The organism is Pseudomonas sp. 91RF, from assembly GCF_003576265.1.
Taxonomy (GTDB): domain Bacteria; phylum Pseudomonadota; class Gammaproteobacteria; order Pseudomonadales; family Pseudomonadaceae; genus Aquipseudomonas; species Aquipseudomonas kribbensis.
In genome coordinates this window covers 1-17,398 of the sequence record NZ_QWFC01000039.1, presented here as the reverse complement: position 1 = coordinate 17,398, position 17,398 = coordinate 1, and the positions used below count along the sequence as shown (strand labels likewise).

Genomic DNA, 17,398 nt, shown 5'->3' with positions numbered 1-17,398 from the left:
TCGCTTTCGGTCAACGTAAAGAATGAAGCCAGCTTCTCGTTTCTTTGAAACAGATCTGGATCAGACTTCGTCAGGGCTACGCAGATTGGTGACTGCGATTCGCTGTTCGCGGCGCTGTTCCTTCTGCGAAGGCATGTCGGCGCGATAAACGCCTTGATCGCCAACGACCCAGGAAAGTGGGCGACGCTCCTGGCCAATGGATTCCTGCAACAGCATCAAGCCTTGCAGAAATGCTTCTGGACGGGGCGGGCAGCCAGGTACGTAGACGTCCACGGGCAGGAACTTGTCCACCCCTTGAACCACGGAGTAGATGTCGTACATGCCACCGGAGTTGGCGCACGAACCCATGGAGATAACCCATTTCGGCTCGAGCATCTGCTCGTAGAGACGCTGAATGATCGGCGCCATCTTGATGAAGCAGGTCCCGGCGATAACCATGAAGTCGGCCTGACGCGGTGATGCCCGGATAACTTCGGCGCCGAAGCGCGCGATGTCGTGGGGCGCCGTGAAGGCGGTGGTCATTTCCACGTAGCAGCACGAAAGACCGAAGTTGTACGGCCACAGGGAGTTCTTACGTCCCCAGTTGACCGCGCCACTCAGCACGTCTTCCAGCTTGCCCATGAAAATGTTTTTGTGGACTTGATCTTCTAACGGATCGGAAACGGTTTCCCGCTGGCCGATCGGATACTGCTCGTTAGGAGCATCGGGGTCGATTCTGGTGAGATTGTATTGCATTGCCAAAGCCTCATTGTTTCAGCTTCGCCTGCCGCTTGCGACGAGCTTCCGGAGCCCAGTCAAGGGCGCCCACTCGGAACAGGTAGACAAGACCTGCCAACAGAATTGCTATGAAAACGAGAGCTTCGACGAATCCGGTCCAGCCGCTTTCGCGGACGGACACAGACCATGCAAAGAGAAAGAGGGCTTCGATATCGAAGATCACGAACAGCATCGCGACCAGATAGAATTTGGCTGAGAGCCGCAAGCGGGCGCCACCGGTAGGTAGCATGCCGGACTCGAACGGTTCGTTTTTGCTGCGGCCCCAGGCTTTTGACCCGAGGAGGCTGGAGACGCCGAGCATGAAGGCACACAGGCCGACTACACCCAGAAGGAAAATGGCAAAGCCCCAGTTGTGGGCCATGAGTCCTGTCGCTTCGGGCATGCTGGAAATCCTTAACAGAGAGCAAAGGTCTCTGAGCTTGATAAAGAAATAAGGCAGTGACGATATGTCGCAGCAATCAATCGCGCTGATTTTATGGCTAAACACCCTGCAAGTAAAATTCCTATAGCGAAATTATTTATTGGAATAAGGACATAGCGCACCTCTATGGCCCTGTAGCCCATGCGTTGCGGGCATTAGCCGGGATTTCACGAATTATGTTTTGTAGGAAATGTAACGAACATAGTTGTCGCTAAATGATAATTAATATCGTTTGGAGTGGTTTTGTAACTGTTTAGCGATTGGGCAGTTGGGAAGTTGTCTTATATCCGCGTTACTGCAAGTAGCGGCGGCGCCCGTTTTAACCGATTTTTGTGACGCGGATACCGCTCTGGATCAATGTTTCGCCTGAAAGGCTGTGTCAGTCCTTAGGTGTGCAGAAGGCGACAGGCAAAAAAACGCCCCGAACCAGTCGGGGCGTCAGTCTTTCGGCAATGCGGTTAGCTTTCTATACGGTCCGCAAAGGCCGTTTACTCGGTGAAGTCGATCAGTGGAACTGTTCTTCTTCGGTCGAACCGGTCAGCGCGGTCACCGAGGACGTGCCACCCTGGATCACGGTGGTCATGTCGTCGAAGTAGCCGGTGCCCACTTCCTGCTGGTGAGCCACGAAGGTGTAACCCTTGGCGGCGTCAGCGAATTCCTGCTCTTGCAGCTTCACATAGGCAGTCATGTCGTTGCGGGCGTAGTCGTGCGCCAGGTTGAACATGCTGTGCCACATGTTGTGAATGCCGGCCAGGGTGATGAACTGGTGCTTGTAACCCATGGCGGACAGTTCGCGCTGGAACTTGGCGATGGTCGCGTCGTCCAGGTTTTTCTTCCAGTTGAAGGAAGGCGAGCAGTTGTACGACAGGATCTGGTCCGGGTATTCCTTCTTGATCGCTTCGGCGAAGCGACGGGCTTCGTCCAGGTCTGGTTTAGCGGTTTCGCACCAGATCAGGTCAGCGTATGGCGCGTAGGCCAGACCACGGGCGATGGCCTGATCCAGACCTGCACGCACCTTGTAGAAGCCTTCCTGAGTGCGGGTGCCGGTTACGAACGGCTGGTCGTACGGGTCGCAGTCGGAAGTCAGCAGGTCGGCAGCGTTGGCGTCGGTACGGGCCAGGATGATGGTCGGTACACCGGCAACGTCGGCAGCCAGACGAGCAGCGGTCAGCTTCTGTACGGCTTCCTGGGTTGGCACCAGAACCTTGCCGCCCATGTGGCCGCATTTCTTCACGGAAGCCAGCTGGTCTTCGAAGTGAACGCCGGCGGCGCCTGCTTCGATCATGCTCTTCATCAGCTCGTAGGCGTTCAGTACGCCGCCGAAACCGGCTTCAGCGTCAGCCACGATCGGCGCGAAGTAGTCGATGTAGCCTTCGTCACCCGGGTTCTTGCCGGCTTTCCACTGGATCTGGTCGGCACGACGGAACGAGTTGTTGATGCGCTTGACCACGGTTGGAACCGAGTCCACCGGGTACAGCGACTGGTCCGGGTACATCGATTCGGCGGAGTTGTTGTCCGCAGCGACTTGCCAGCCCGACAGGTAGATCGCCTGGATACCGGCTTTGACCTGCTGCACAGCCTGGCCGCCGGTCAGGGCGCCCATGCAGTTGACGAAATCTTTCTCTGGGCGGAAGGACGGCTTGGCACCCTGGGTGACCAGGTTCCACAGCTTCTCGGCGCCCATTTTCGCAAAAGTGTGCTCTGGTTGAACCGAGCCACGCAGACGGACGACGTCAGCAGCGGAGTAATTGCGAGTCACGCCTTTCCAGCGCGGGTTTTCAGCCCAGTCTTTTTCAAGGGCTGCAATTTGCTGTTCGCGTGTCAGTGCCATGGAGATAAACCTCGTCGCGTCTTTATGAAAAGTTGTTCTGCGGTGGAAAATTCCTTGCGCTCGCTGACCAGAAGCTTAGGTGGTCAGGTCGGGTTCGGCGGGGCAGGCGACGGGATGAACGATGGGCTCGAGGGGAAGTGAGCAGGTAAAGGCGAACTGGCGGGCGCATTCGGGCGTCGTGGGCCTTTATGCGAACTACAGTGTAAAGCCGGGTTACCTAATTACGCTTCCGTCCCTCGGGACAACTTCGTTCCAGTCGGCAACCTCGTCAAACACACCTTGTGGGCGGTACAGACACGAAACGGCTCGCGGGGATGGGTGCGAGCATCGCTTCGAAGGCCCTTGCCAGGGCCTCTGATTAGCGGGAGCGAGGCCATCATGCCTTCGCTTTTTTGGCTCGTCAAACGTTTTGTAGTGCTTTTTTTAAAGCACTACATCTTTCGTCTAATACGACTAATCAGTCAGTTTTTGGTGCTTTAGTCCAGCGTGTCGACTTTCACCCGCAACGTCATGTCGTCCCGGCCTTGAGTCGAGTAGCTGCGGGCCAGACCCTGTTTGTCGGCCTGAGTCTCGCGGTTCACGCCGGCCAGGGTGATCCATTCGCCCAGGCGTCCGGTGACGGTTGTGTCGGTGCTCTGCACGTTCACTACATCGGGACGTTCCTGGCTCATGCGGTCACGGTTGGTACTGATTGCCAGGTGAACGGTGTCACCGGTGACGCTGGCGGTGACGTAGAAGCCCTGAGTGACGTTGCGATATTGGGTCTGGCTGCTGTAATCGCCGTAGGAGTTGGTCTGGCTGCTGGTGATCGGCACGCTCTGGCCGACCTGGATCAGGGCGGGTGCGCCTTCGCTGGCCTGAATCTGCTGAATTCCGCCGTCACGGCTGGCAGTGCTGTAGTTGATGATTCTGGTTTGCTGGTCGCCGGTGTTCTGCTGGTTGTTTTCGTTGGTGTCGACGGTGATCAGCAGGCGTTTGGGGGCGGTATCGAGCTGCGTGAGCAGGGCTTTCAATTCCTGGATCTTGTCCGGTTCAGCCTTGACGATCAGTTGATTGCCATAGGCGCTGACCTGGCCGTCCTTGCCGATGAAATCCTGGGCCACCGGCAGCATGTCGGCGCTGGTGTGGTACTTGAGGGGCACGATTTCTGTGGCTGCCAGCACCGAAAAACTGCAACCGAGCAGCAGGGTGGTGAGCAGGGTGCGTAGGGACATGTCCGTTATCTCCGCTTTCGAAAGGCTTGATATTGCCAGTTTGTCGGCCCGGGGTGGGGCAAGTTGAATCCTAGACAGCAAAACGCCCCGGCATCATGAGATGGCGGGGCGTTTTGTGGTGCTCGTCAAGCGTTATTCCGAATGACGAACCATGTCGACATGCGGAATCCCGGCTTCCAGGAACTCTTCGCTGACCAGATTGAAACCCAGACGCTCATAAAACGCCGTGGCCTGCACCTGCGCGCTGAGCATCTGCTGCTTCAGGCCGCGAGCTTCAGCTTCCGAGATGACCGCTTGCATCAGTGCATCGCCGACCTTCAGCCCGCGCCAGTCCTTGAGCACCGAAACCCGGCCGATGTGCCCGTCGGGCAGCAGGCGGGCGGTGCCGATCGGAAAGTCGCCTTCGAAGGCCAGGAAATGCACCGCCGTGGCGTCATCGGCGTCCCACTCAAGCTCGGGTGGAACCGATTGTTCGGCAATGAACACCGTTTCGCGAATGCGGCGGATCTCGGCGTTGTCCTTTTGCCAGTCTGCAACACGTACGCGAATCTTATTCATCGTCGGCGAACCCCAGGCTGCCCTGTTTGACCAGTTCGCACAGCAGGCCACGACCATCTTCGTCGCTCAGCCAGTCGCCGAGGTTGTCGGTGTGCAGGGCGTCAGCCGAGCAGATCAGCTTCAGCAGCTCGCGCAACTTGCCCGGCAGGTAACGGCTCTGGCCGCTGGCGAACAGCAGCAGATCGTCATCGACTTCCGACCACGCCAGGCGTGCACTCGGGTTGCGGATCAGGATGGCGCCGTCTTCGAGGGCGCTGAGGAAGTCTTCTTCTTCGACTTCTTCCGGGCCGACTACCAGCTCCGGATAACGCGGCTCGGTCATGTACTGGCCGAACCAGGTCAGCAGCAGACGCTCGTCGCTCATGTGCTCGGCGAGCAGTGCCTTCAGGCGGCCCAGAGCATCGTGCTGGATCTGGTTCGGGTCATCGCTGACCGGCTTCGCATCGGCATCGGTGTAACGCTCTTCGTCAGTCAGGAACTGGCTGAGGAAGTCGGTGAAGTGGGTCAGCACTTCGGCGGCGCTTGGTGCGCGGAAGCCGACCGAGTAGGTCATGCAGTCATCGACGGCAACGCCGCAGTGGGCCAGGCGCGGCGGCAGGTAGAGCATGTCGCCCGGTTCCAGGACCCACTCTTCGGTCTCGTGAAATTCGGCGAGGATGCGCAGGTCCGCATGTTGCAGCAGCGGGCTTTCGGAGTCGCACATCTGGCCGATTTTCCAGTTGCGCTTGCCGTGGCCTTGCAGCAGGAATACGTCGTAGTTGTCGAAGTGCGGGCCGACGCTGCCACCCGGGGCGGCGAAGCTGATCATCACGTCATCGACGCGCCAGCTCGGCAGAAAGCGGAAGTTTTCCAGTAGCTCGCTGACTTCCGGCACGAACTGATCGACGGCCTGCACCAGCAGGGTCCACTCGCGCTCCGGCAGTTTGCTGAATTCATCTTCGGCGAACGGGCCGCGACGCAGTTCCCAAGGGCGCTCGCCGTGCTCGATTACCAGGCGCGATTCGACTTCTTCTTCCAGGGCCAGGCCGGCGAGTTCGTCGGCGTCGATCGGGCTTTCGAAATCAGGAATTGCCTGACGGATCAGCAGTGGTTTTTTCTGCCAGTAATCGCGCATGAATTCGCGCGCCGTGAGACCACCCAGAAGTTGAAGAGGAATATCGGGATTCATATGTAACCTATTGAAAAAAAGCATTTTTCAGACGGGAATAAAAACGCCCGGCGCGGCCGGGCGTCTCAAACGGGTGAAGCAGTCGATCAGATGCGTTTGGCTTGCGCTACAGCGTTGCCGATGTAGTTGGCCGGAGTCAGTTGCTTGAGCTCGGCTTTCGCAGCGGCCGGCATGTCCAGGCCATCGATGAAAGTCTGCAGCGCTTCAGGGCTGATGCCCTTGCCGCGGGTCAGTTCTTTCAGCTTCTCGTACGGGTTTTCGATGTTGTAGCGGCGCATCACGGTCTGGATCGGCTCGGCCAGGACTTCCCAGCAAGCGTCCAGATCGGCAGCAATCTTGTCAGCGTTCAGTTCAAGCTTGCTGATGCCTTTGAGGCTGGCTTCGTATGCGATCACGCTGTGGGCGAAGCCGACACCGAGGTTGCGCAGAACGGTGGAGTCGGTCAGGTCGCGCTGCCAGCGGGAGATCGGCAGTTTGCTCGCCAGGTGCTGGAACAGCGCGTTGGCGATGCCCAGGTTGCCTTCGGAGTTTTCGAAGTCGATCGGGTTGACCTTGTGCGGCATGGTCGACGAACCGATTTCGCCGGCGATGGTGCGCTGCTTGAAGTAACCCAGGGAGATGTAGCCCCAGATGTCACGGTCGAAGTCGATCAGGATGGTGTTGAAGCGCGCAATGGCGTCGAACAGCTCGGCGATGTAGTCGTGCGGCTCGATCTGCGTGGTGTACGGGTTGAACGCCAGGCCCAGCTCGTCTTCGATGAAGGCGCGGGCGTTGGCTTCCCAGTCGATCTGCGGGTAGGCCGACAGGTGAGCGTTGTAGTTGCCGACAGCGCCGTTGATCTTGCCCAGCAGCGGAACGGCAGCGACCTGAGCGATCTGGCGCTCGAGACGGTAAACCACGTTCGCCAGCTCTTTACCCAGAGTGGTCGGGGAAGCCGGCTGACCGTGGGTACGCGACAGCATCGGCACGTCAGCGAAGCGCAGGGCCAGTTCGCGGATGGCGTTGGCGGTCTGGCGCATCAGCGGCAGCATCACGTCGTCACGACCTTCGCGCAGCATCAGGGCGTGGGACAGGTTGTTAATGTCCTCGCTGGTGCAGGCGAAATGGATGAATTCGCTGACCTTGGCCAGTTCCGGCAGCTTGGCCGCCTGCTCCTTGAGCAGGTACTCGATCGCTTTCACGTCGTGGTTGGTGGTGCGCTCGATCTCTTTCACGCGCTCGGCGTGCTCCAGCGAGAAGTTTTCGGCCAGTTCGTTCAGAACGGCGATGGCTTCGGCGGAGAAAGCTGGCACTTCCGGGATACCGGCGTGAGCGGCCAGGCGCTGGAGCCAGCGCACTTCAACCAGAACGCGGGCACGGATCAGGCCGTACTCGCTGAAAATCGGGCGCAGGGCCTGGGTTTTGCCGGCGTAGCGGCCGTCAACAGGGGAAACCGCAGTGAGCGAAGAGAGCTGCATGGGGTGTTCTCGGACAGTCGGGCAACGAAATGGGGCGCGTATCATACATGAAAAAATCCGCCGGTCCGTCGCCAACTGACCGGCGTATTACGCGTTACAGACTACAAAGCTTTTATTGCGCGGTGATTTACTCGCTGCGCATCAACGGATACAGCTCTTTGAGCAGCTTGCGACGACTGATCACCAACTGCCAGCGATGACCGCCGAGCTGACGCCACAGGCGTGCCGAACGAATGCCGGCTAGCAGCAGGGCGCGAATCTTCGAGGCGTTGCTCGGCTGCTGCAGGTTGCGCATGTCACCGTGCACCTGGATGCGTTGGCGCAGGGTGCTCAGGGTGTCCTGGTACAGCGCGCCACATGCGGCGATCACGTTTTCGTGGGCCGGGCCGAAATGCTCGACCTGAGACTGGATCTGCGGCAGACGCTTGCCGATCACGTCGAGCATGTCGTTGCGCTTGGCCAGTTGCCGCTCGAGGCCGAGCATAGACAAGGCGTAGCGCAATGGCTCGCGCTGCAAGGTGCTCGGGTCGCGTTCGAGGGCACCGATCAGTGCGCGGTAACCCTCGCGCAGGTTGATGTCGTCGCCCCCGTACACGTCCAGCGTGTCTTTGGGGTCGCGAACCAGCAGGCTGCCGAGCATGCAGCTCAGGCCGGCCTCGTTGGTCTGGCCGGTCTTGGCGATCCGGTCCACCAGTACGGCGGCGAGAAACACGCCGCCCAGAGCCGTCAATTGCTCCTGAGTCGGGCTCATGCCTGGCCGCTCCACGGCTCGGCGACTTCGATCACGCCGCCACCGAGGCAGATTTCTCCGTCATAGAACACCACCGACTGGCCCGGCGTGACCGCGCGCTGCGGCTCGTCGAACACGGCGCGATAACCGGTCGCGGTTTTTTCCAGGGTGCAGGCCTGATCGCTCTGGCGATAACGGACCTTGGCAGTCAGGCGCAGTGGCTGGCTCAGATCGATCGGGTTGACCCAGTAGATTTCCGAAGCGAGCAGGGCGCCGGAGAACAGCCATGGATGGTTGTTGCCCTGGCCGACGATCAGCTCGTTGGTGTCCAGGTCCTTGCGCAGCACGTACCACGGCTCGTCGCCGGCGTCTTTCAGACCGCCGATGCCCAGGCCCTGACGCTGACCGATGGTGTGGTACATCAAACCGTGGTGACGGCCGATGACTTCGCCTTCGGTGGTCTTGATCTCGCCCGGTTGCGCCGGCAGGTATTGCTTGAGGAAATCGCTGAAACGACGCTCGCCGATGAAGCAGATCCCGGTGGAGTCCTTCTTTTTGGCGGTCGCCAGCTCGTATTTCTCGGCAATCGCACGGACTTCCGGTTTCTCCAGCTCGCCGACCGGGAACAGGGTCTTGGCGATCTGTTCGCCGCCAACGGCGTGCAGGAAGTAGCTCTGGTCCTTGTTCGGATCCAGGCCCTTGAGCAGTTCGGTACGGCCATCGATGTCGCGGCGGCGCACGTAGTGACCGGTGGCGATCAGGTCGGCACCGAGCATCATGGCGTAGTCGAGGAACGCCTTGAACTTGATCTCGCGGTTGCACAGGATGTCCGGGTTCGGCGTGCGTCCGGCCTTGTATTCGGCCAGGAAATGCTCGAACACGTTGTCCCAGTACTCGGCGGCGAAGTTGGCGGTGTGCAGCTTGATACCGATCTTGTCGCACACGGCCTGGGCATCCGCCAGGTCGTCCATGGCGGTGCAGTATTCCGTTCCGTCGTCTTCTTCCCAGTTCTTCATGAACAGGCCTTCCACCTCATAACCCTGCTCGATCAGCAGGAGAGCGGAAACGGAAGAGTCCACGCCGCCGGACATGCCGACAATGACGCGCTTCTTGGATGTGTCAGAAGGGGCTGGATCACGCATAGGGATTCAATGAGTGTCTTGAAAAAGGACGCGATTCTATCAGGCTCACGGCCTCAAGGCTAAAGGGAAGGGCGGATCAGTTCGAGACCGAAGCGATTGCCGGCCAGATAATCATCGATGCAGCGGATGATCAGCTCGCTGCGCCAGTTGTCCCGCTGAGCCAATAATTCGTCGCGGGTCAGCCACTTGGCGCCGACGATGCCGTCGTCCAGTTGATAATCCGGGTGGTGTTTCACGGCTTTGGCGCTGAAGCATACGCGCTGGTAAGTCACGCCATTGCTCGGTGCGGTGTACAGATAAATGCCGATCACGCTGGTGGGCTCGACGTCCCAGCCGGTTTCTTCGAGGGTTTCGCGCACGGCGGCTTCGATCAGGGTTTCGTCCGGGTCCAGATGACCGGCGGGCTGATTGAGCACGTTATGGCCAGCCTTGTGTTCCTCGACCATCAGGAAACGGCCGTTGTCCTCGACGATGGTGGCGACGGTGATGTGGGGGAGCCATTGCATTGATTGAATCTCCTGGGCGGAAGGCAGAAACACAAACCCCAGCGCATGGCCGGGGTTTGTGATGTTCCCTTTACAACCTTATACCAGCGCAGCAATCGCCGCGTTGAGGGTTGCGCTCGGGCGCATGGCCTTGCTGATCAGCTCGGCATTGGCGTGGTAGTAACCGCCGATGTCCACTGGCTTGCCTTGAACGGCGTTGAGCTCGGCGACGATGGTCGCTTCGTTCTCGGTCAGGGTCTTGGCCAGGGTTGCGAACTGCGCTTGCAGTGCAGTGTCTTCAGTCTGGGCAGCCAGGGCTTGTGCCCAGTACATGGCCAGGTAGAAGTGGCTGCCGCGGTTGTCGATGTTGCCGACTTTGCGCGATGGCGACTTGTTGTTGTCCAGGAACTGGCCAGTGGCCTGGTCCAGGGTCTTGGACAGAACCAGCGCTTTCGGGTTGTTGTAGTTCACACCCAGGTGCTCGAGAGAAGCGGCCAGGGCCAGGAACTCACCCAGCGAATCCCAGCGCAGGAAGTTCTCTTCGACCAGTTGCTGCACGTGCTTCGGAGCCGAACCGCCGGCGCCGGTTTCGAACAGGCCACCGCCGTTCATCAGCGGCACGATCGACAGCATCTTGGCGCTGGTGCCCAGTTCCATGATCGGGAACAGGTCGGTCAGGTAGTCGCGCAGTACGTTGCCGGTCACCGAAATGGTGTCTTTGCCTTCGCGGGTGCGCTGCAGGGTGTACTTCATCGCGTCGACCGGCGCCATGATCTGGATGTCCAGACCGGCGGTGTCGTGATCCTTCAGGTAAGCCTGAACCTTTTCGATCACTACGCCGTCGTGGGCACGCATCGGGTCCAGCCAGAAAATGGCCGGGGTGCTGCTTGCGCGAGCACGGTTGACGGCCAGTTTGACCCAGTCCTGGATCGGCGCGTCTTTGGTCTGGCACATGCGGAAGATGTCGCCGGCTTCGACAGCCTGTTCCATCAGCAGGGTGCCTTTGCTGTCGGTCACGCGAACCACGCCGTCGGCCTTGATCTGGAAGGTCTTGTCGTGGGAGCCGTACTCTTCGGCCTTTTTGGCCATCAGGCCAACGTTTGGCACGCTGCCCATGGTGGTCGGATCGAAAGCGCCATTGGCTTTGCAATCTTCGATCACGGCCTGGTAGATGGTGGCGTAGCAGCGATCCGGGATCACGGCCTTGGTGTCGTGCAGCTGGCCGTCGGTGCCCCACATCTTGCCGGAGTCACGGATCATGGCCGGCATCGAGGCGTCGACGATGACGTCGCTCGGCACGTGCAGGTTGGTGATGCCTTTGTCGGAGTTGACCATCGCCAGCGACGGACGAACGGCGTAGACCGCTTGGACGTCAGCTTCGATCTGGGCTTGCTGCTCGGCCGGCAGGGATTTGATGCGGGCGTACAGGTCGCCGATGCCGTTGTTCAGGTTGAAGCCGATTTCGGCCAGCACGTCGGCGTGCTTGGTCAGGGCGTCCTTGTAGAACTCGGCAACGATCTGGCCGAACATGATCGGGTCGGAGACCTTCATCATGGTGGCTTTCAGGTGAACCGACAGCAGCACGCCTTGTTGCTTGGCGCTGTCGATTTCAGCGGCGATGAACGCCCGCAGGGCCTTTTTGCTCATCACGGAGCAGTCGAGGATCTCGCCCGCCTGAACGGTGGTTTTTTCTTTCAGGACGGTAGCGGTGCCGTCTTTGGCGATCAGCTCGATCTTCACGGCGTCAGCGGCGTCGATCAGGGCAGCTTTTTCGCTGCCGTAGAAATCGCCGGTGCTCATGTGAGCGACGTGGGACTTGGAGTCCTTGGCCCAGGCGCCCATCTTGTGCGGGTGCTTGCGCGCGTAGTTCTTGACCGACAGCGGAGCGCGACGGTCGGAGTTGCCTTCACGCAGAACCGGGTTCACGGCGCTGCCCTTGACCTTGTCGTAACGCGTCTTGGCGTCTTTCTCGGCGTCGCTGGTCACGGTTTCCGGGTAGTCCGGCAGGTTGTAGCCCTGGGCTTGCAGTTCTTTGATCGCGGCTTGCAGTTGCGGAACCGAGGCGCTGATGTTCGGCAGCTTGATGATGTTGGCTTCAGGCGTAACGGCCAGGTCGCCCAGTTCGGCGAGGTGGTCGGCTACGGCTTTGTCGCCCAGTTGCTCGGGGAAGCTGGCCAGAATACGTGCTGCAAGAGAGATATCGCGGGTTTCCACGGCGATATCGGCCGAGGCGGTGTAAGCCTCGATGATCGGCAGCAGGGAATAGGTGGCGAGGGCTGGAGCTTCGTCGGTGAAGGTATAGATGATCTTCGAGCGGGTGGGCATATTCGGATTAACTCTCTCTTCTTTGCTAAAGCGTGCGCAGAAACTCGAGGGGCGCCGGGTAAGCGCGTTCGTTCAAAGTCATCCATGAACCGAATGTCGAGAATCTTCGCGGTGATGTTGGGTGCATCAGTAGAGCGTCAAGCAGTCGGACTGCGGTAACAACCCGACCAATCAGGCGGAAAGTCTCGTGCTAGAGAGGCCAGCCGTCGTGACCCTTTGGTCAGCGGGCGGCATTATACATAGGTAGCTGGCAATCTGCCGATGGTTCATATGCAACGATTCTCGTCCATTGGTCTAAAGGTCGCAGGGCGGGGTGGGGCGTAGAGTCGCCGTGAATGCTTGAGATTGGCGCTTTTCCCTTTGCTTTCAGGCTTGTACGAAACGAGATGTGGCCGCGCCCGGAACAGAGGGTTTGCGTGTTGATTCAACTGGGTTACGCTCGAACCAAGCCAGATGTTCAATCCAAACAATGGAGTTCAGCATGGGTTACAAGAAGATTCAGGTTCCAGCCGTCGGCGACAAAATCACCGTCAACGCAGACCATTCTCTCAATGTCCCTGATAACCCGATCATTCCCTTCATTGAAGGTGACGGCATTGGCGTCGACGTCAGCCCTGTGATGATCAAAGTGGTTGATGCTGCCGTGGCCAAGGCCTACGGGGGCAAGCGCAAGATTTCCTGGATGGAGGTTTATGCTGGCGAAAAAGCAACTCAAGTCTATGACCAGGACACCTGGCTGCCCCAGGAAACCCTGGACGCCGTCAAGGATTACGTGGTTTCCATCAAGGGCCCGCTGACCACCCCGGTCGGTGGCGGCATCCGCTCCCTCAACGTGGCCCTGCGCCAACAGCTGGATCTGTATGTCTGCCTGCGCCCGGTTGTGTGGTTCGAAGGTGTACCGAGCCCGGTTAAAAAGCCCGGCGACGTCGACATGGTGATCTTCCGCGAGAACTCCGAAGACATTTATGCCGGTATCGAATGGAAGGCCGGCTCCCTTGAGGCCACCAAGGTCATCAAGTTCCTGAAAGAGGAAATGGGCGTCACCAAGATCCGTTTCGACCAGGATTGCGGTATCGGCATCAAGCCGGTATCGAAAGAAGGTACCAAGCGTCTGGTGCGCAAGGCCCTGCAATATGTAGTGGATAACGACCGCAAGTCGCTGACCATCGTGCACAAGGGCAACATCATGAAATTCACCGAGGGTGCCTTCAAGGACTGGGGCTACGAGGTGGCGCGGGATGAATTCGGCGCCGAGCTGCTGGACGGCGGCCCGTGGATGAAATTCAAGAACCCGAAAACCGGCCGCGAAGTCATCGTCAAGGATGCCATCGCCGACGCCATGCTCCAGCAGATCCTGCTGCGCCCGGCCGAATACGATGTGATCGCCACCCTTAACTTGAACGGTGACTATCTCTCCGACGCCCTGGCGGCGGAAGTGGGCGGTATCGGTATTGCGCCGGGTGCCAACCTGTCCGACACCGTGGCCATGTTCGAGGCAACCCACGGTACTGCGCCGAAATATGCCGGCAAGGACCAGGTCAACCCGGGTTCGGTGATCCTGTCGGCGGAAATGATGCTGCGCCATCTGGGCTGGACCGAGGCCGCCGATCTGATCATCAAGGGCACCAACGGCGCGATCAAGGCCAAGACCGTGACCTACGACTTCGAGCGTCTGATGGAAGGGGCCACGCTGGTGTCCTCGTCGGGCTTCGGTGAGGCGATCATCAAGCACATGTAAGAACGACAGCAGCAACGAAACCGCCCGGCTCGAGTGATCGAGCCGGGCGGTTTGTTTTCTGGCAGGTGTTCTGGTTGCTTCAGCTGGTCACTGACTGGTGATGAGCTGCAGGTGAGACGGTGTCTTTTGCGGCCTCGACATTCTGAATTTTTGTGGCATGCAGGCCTTTGGGCCCTTGCACGATCTCGAATTTGACGATTTGCCCGGCTTTGAGGGTTTTGTACCCGTCCATTTCAATGGCGGAGTAGTGCGCAAAGAAATCGATTTCCTTGCCGTCCTCGTCTTTCCCCTCGCGGGCGTCGGTGTTGATGAAACCGAACCCCTTGGCATTGTTGAACCATTTCACCTTGCCGACAGCCATGCTCAAATCCCTCTGCAACAGTCTCCATCGCTGGAGTATCATCCAATTCATCCGCAGTCGAATCCGTTAAAAAGATTGACTCCGCGGATCTTTTTTACCCACTGTGGGTTCTATTGGTTGTAACACCGTTTTCCCGATAGTCAAGGTGACCGGGCAGTCGGAGTTGAAAACGTGTCAAGCCGCCCCCACCACTGTATTTGCACAACTGACGAACCTTTCTTTCCATGCATGCAATCAGCCAGATTCGACTAACATTCAATCAGGATCGCCCGCTTCTCCAAAAGGATCTTCCACAGGAGTACGACGACGATTCGGCAGGCGTTGCTGTTCAGGAAGCAAAGCCTGCGTTACAGGCGCCGCCGATGTACAAGGTGGTTTTGTTTAATGATGACTACACACCGATGGATTTCGTCGTCGAAGTGCTCGAGGTGTTTTTTAACCTGAATCGCGAGCTGGCGACCAAGGTCATGCTGGCCGTCCACACAGAAGGGCGGGCAGTATGTGGAGTGTTTACCCGCGACATCGCCGAGACAAAGGCCATGCAGGTCAACCAGTACGCCAGGGAAAGCCAGCATCCGCTACTCTGTGAAATCGAGAAGGACGGTTAATCGCCGACCACTTGGGTATGAGGTGAAGCTATGTTAAACCGCGAGCTCGAAGTCACCCTCAATCTTGCCTTCAAGGAGGCTCGTTCGAAGCGTCATGAGTTCATGACCGTCGAACACCTGCTGCTGGCCCTATTGGACAATGAGGCTGCCGCCACCGTATTGCGTGCCTGCGGCGCAAACCTCGACAAACTCAAGCACGACCTGCAGGAGTTCATCGACTCCACCACGCCGCTGATCCCCGTCCATGACGAAGATCGCGAAACCCAGCCAACCCTGGGCTTCCAGCGTGTGCTTCAACGTGCTGTCTTTCATGTACAGAGCTCGGGCAAGCGCGAAGTAACCGGCGCCAATGTGCTGGTTGCAATCTTCAGTGAGCAAGAGAGTCAGGCAGTGTTCCTGCTTAAACAGCAGAGCGTTGCACGAATCGATGTCGTCAACTATATCGCCCATGGTATTTCCAAGGTGCCGGGGCATGGCGATCACTCTGAAGGTGAACAAGATATGCAGGACGACGAGGGCGGTGAGTCTTCTTCTTCAGGCAATCCGCTGGATGCGTATGCCAGCAACCTCAACGAACTCGCACGCCAGGGCCGGATCGATCCGCTGGTCGGGCGTGAAACGGAAGTCGAGCGTGTCGCGCAGATTCTCGCGCGTCGGCGCAAGAACAACCCGTTGCTGGTAGGCGAGGCAGGTGTGGGTAAAACCGCGATTGCCGAAGGCCTGGCCAAGCGCATTGTCGACAATCAGGTGCCGGATCTGCTGGCCAACAGCGTCGTCTATTCCCTCGATCTGGGCGCCTTGCTCGCAGGCACCAAATATCGCGGCGATTTCGAGAAGCGCTTCAAGGCGCTGCTCGGCGAGCTGAAAAAACGTCCGCAGGCGATCCTGTTCATCGACGAGATCCACACCATCATCGGTGCGGGTGCTGCGTCCGGTGGCGTCATGGATGCCTCGAACCTGCTCAAGCCGCTGCTGTCGTCGGGTGACATTCGCTGCATCGGTTCGACCACGTTCCAGGAATTCCGCGGCATCTTCGAGAAAGACCGTGCCCTGGCGCGTCGCTTCCAGAAGGTCGATGTGGTCGAGCCGTCCGTGGAAGACACCATCGGCATCCTGCGCGGCCTGAAAGGGCGTTTCGAGCAGCACCACAATATCGAGTACAGCGATGAGTCGCTGCGCGCCGCTGCGGAACTGGCTTCGCGCTACATCAATGACCGGCATATGCCGGACAAGGCCATCGATGTGATCGACGAGGCGGGCGCCTACCAGCGTCTGCAGCCGGTCGACAAGCGCGTGAAGCGCATCGACGTGCCGCAGGTCGAGGACATCGTGGCGAAGATCGCACGTATTCCGCCAAAACACGTCACCAGTTCCGACAAGGAGCTGCTGCGTAACCTGGAGCGCGACCTGAAACTGACGGTGTTTGGTCAGGATGCGGCGATCGATTCGCTGTCGACTGCGATCAAGCTGTCCCGTGCGGGCCTCAAGTCGCCGGACAAACCGGTCGGTTCGTTCCTGTTCGCCGGGCCTACCGGTGTCGGCAAGACCGAAGCTGCGCGGCAATTGGCCAAGGCGCTGGGGATCGAGCTGGTTCGTTTCGACATGTCCGAATACATGGAGCGTCACACCGTATCGCGTCTGATCGGTGCGCCTCCGGGTTATGTCGGTTTCGACCAGGGCGGTCTGCTGACCGAGGCCATTACCAAGCAACCGCATTGCGTATTGCTGCTCGATGAAATCGAGAAGGCGCATCCGGAAGTCTTCAACCTGCTGCTGCAGGTGATGGATCACGGTACGCTGACCGATAACAACGGGCGCAAGGCGGATTTCCGCAACGTGATCGTGATCATGACCACCAACGCCGGTGCCGAAACCGCGGCGCGTGCTTCGATCGGTTTCACTCATCAGGACCACTCGTCCGATGCGATGGAAGTGATCAAGAAGAGCTTCACGCCGGAATTCCGCAACCGCCTGGACACCATCATTCAATTTGGTCGCCTCAGTCACGAGGTCATCAAAAGCGTGGTGGACAAGTTCCTCACCGAACTTCAGGCGCAGCTGGAAGACAAGCGGGTGCTGCTGGAAGTTACCGACGCGGCGCGCAGCTGGCTCGCGGCCGGAGGCTACGACTCGGCAATGGGCGCTCGTCCGATGGCGCGTCTGATCCAGGACAAGATCAAGCGTCCGCTGGCGGAAGAGATTCTGTTTGGCGAACTGGCCGATCATGGCGGTGTGGTGCACATCGACATCAAGGATGGTGAGCTGACGTTTGATTTCGAGACCACCGCAGAAATGGCTTGATGGCTGGTAAGTGAAAAGGCGCCTTCGGGCGCCTTTTTGTTGTCTGCGTTTTTTATTTTGGGGGCATATCCGTTGCTTCGGGGGCTGCCGCTGGCGGTTTCGCCCTTACGGCGAGTCACCTTTTCCAAACGCCGAAAAGGTAACCCAAAAGGCTTTACCCTGACGTACGGCCCCTCGCTGAGGCTCGGGGTTCCTTCGCTCCGGGATCGATCCGGGGGCATCGCCTACGGTTTGCTTCGCTGCACCTCCTCTCGATGTGTTTGGCTTCGCCAAACGGTCGCT

General features: G+C 59.0%; 15 protein-coding genes. 3 read left to right on the top strand and 12 right to left on the bottom strand.

The window, feature by feature from the left end:
* Positions 1 to 60: 60 nt before the first annotated feature.
* The 11 genes from DXT77_RS20795 to DXT77_RS20745 all read right to left on the bottom strand — a co-directional run bounded on the left by DXT77_RS20795 (position 61) and on the right by DXT77_RS20745 (position 12,108).
* The gene (locus DXT77_RS20795) at positions 61 to 735 is read right to left on the bottom strand and encodes an NADH-quinone oxidoreductase subunit B family protein (protein ID WP_007951456.1); all 675 of its coding nucleotides are present in this window, start codon (positions 733 to 735) and stop codon (positions 61 to 63) included.
* Between the two features lie 10 nt (positions 736 to 745).
* Complete coding sequence (locus DXT77_RS20790) at positions 746 to 1,159, bottom strand: NADH-quinone oxidoreductase subunit A (RefSeq protein ID WP_003223812.1); 414 nt, start codon at positions 1,157 to 1,159, stop codon at positions 746 to 748.
* Positions 1,160 to 1,703: 544 nt separating this feature from the next.
* A complete protein-coding gene (gene aceA / locus DXT77_RS20785; protein WP_011334956.1) occupies positions 1,704 to 3,029 on the bottom strand; it encodes an isocitrate lyase in 1,326 nt (441 codons plus the stop codon).
* Positions 3,030 to 3,505: 476 nt separating this feature from the next.
* Positions 3,506 to 4,243, bottom strand: a complete 738-nt coding sequence (locus DXT77_RS20780; RefSeq protein ID WP_085712390.1) for a secretin N-terminal domain-containing protein — start codon at positions 4,241 to 4,243, stop codon at positions 3,506 to 3,508.
* Positions 4,244 to 4,375: 132 nt separating this feature from the next.
* Positions 4,376 to 4,801, bottom strand: a complete 426-nt coding sequence (locus tag DXT77_RS20775) for a GNAT family N-acetyltransferase (protein WP_119428970.1) — start codon at positions 4,799 to 4,801, stop codon at positions 4,376 to 4,378.
* Positions 4,794 to 5,969: a cupin domain-containing protein gene (locus tag DXT77_RS20770; RefSeq protein ID WP_119428969.1), complete on the bottom strand. Its 1,176-nt coding sequence runs from the start codon at positions 5,967 to 5,969 to the stop codon at positions 4,794 to 4,796. The genes DXT77_RS20775 and DXT77_RS20770 overlap by 8 nt, the downstream gene beginning before the upstream one ends.
* A gap of 86 nt (positions 5,970 to 6,055) precedes the next feature.
* On the bottom strand, positions 6,056 to 7,426 hold the full coding sequence (purB, locus tag DXT77_RS20765) for an adenylosuccinate lyase (protein ID WP_119428968.1): 1,371 nt from the start codon (positions 7,424 to 7,426) through the stop codon (positions 6,056 to 6,058).
* A 127-nt stretch (positions 7,427 to 7,553) separates the two neighbouring features.
* Entirely contained in the window at positions 7,554 to 8,177 is a 624-nt protein-coding gene (gene hflD, locus DXT77_RS20760; RefSeq protein WP_064380694.1) for a high frequency lysogenization protein HflD, read from the bottom strand.
* Complete coding sequence (mnmA, locus tag DXT77_RS20755) at positions 8,174 to 9,298, bottom strand: tRNA 2-thiouridine(34) synthase MnmA (RefSeq protein WP_085712386.1); 1,125 nt, start codon at positions 9,296 to 9,298, stop codon at positions 8,174 to 8,176. The genes hflD and mnmA overlap by 4 nt, the downstream gene beginning before the upstream one ends.
* Positions 9,299 to 9,357: 59 nt before the next feature.
* A complete protein-coding gene (locus DXT77_RS20750) occupies positions 9,358 to 9,804 on the bottom strand; it encodes an NUDIX hydrolase (RefSeq protein ID WP_119428967.1) in 447 nt (148 codons plus the stop codon).
* 78 nt (positions 9,805 to 9,882) lie between these two features.
* Entirely contained in the window at positions 9,883 to 12,108 is a 2,226-nt protein-coding gene (locus DXT77_RS20745) for an NADP-dependent isocitrate dehydrogenase (RefSeq protein WP_119428966.1), read from the bottom strand.
* A 481-nt stretch (positions 12,109 to 12,589) separates the two neighbouring features.
* Between DXT77_RS20745 and icd the strand changes: the two genes are divergently transcribed.
* Positions 12,590 to 13,846, top strand: coding sequence for an NADP-dependent isocitrate dehydrogenase (icd, locus tag DXT77_RS20735; RefSeq protein ID WP_119428965.1), 1,257 nt, complete (start codon positions 12,590 to 12,592; stop codon positions 13,844 to 13,846).
* A 79-nt stretch (positions 13,847 to 13,925) separates the two neighbouring features.
* Here the strand turns inward: icd and DXT77_RS20730 are convergent, their stop codons facing one another.
* A complete protein-coding gene (locus DXT77_RS20730) occupies positions 13,926 to 14,207 on the bottom strand; it encodes a cold shock domain-containing protein (protein WP_119428964.1) in 282 nt (93 codons plus the stop codon).
* A gap of 224 nt (positions 14,208 to 14,431) precedes the next feature.
* Between DXT77_RS20730 and clpS the strand changes: the two genes are divergently transcribed.
* A complete protein-coding gene (clpS, locus tag DXT77_RS20725) occupies positions 14,432 to 14,815 on the top strand; it encodes an ATP-dependent Clp protease adapter ClpS (protein ID WP_119428963.1) in 384 nt (127 codons plus the stop codon).
* A 30-nt stretch (positions 14,816 to 14,845) separates the two neighbouring features.
* On the top strand, positions 14,846 to 17,116 hold the full coding sequence (gene clpA / locus DXT77_RS20720; protein ID WP_119428962.1) for an ATP-dependent Clp protease ATP-binding subunit ClpA: 2,271 nt from the start codon (positions 14,846 to 14,848) through the stop codon (positions 17,114 to 17,116).
* The last annotated feature ends 282 nt before the right edge of the window (positions 17,117 to 17,398 follow it).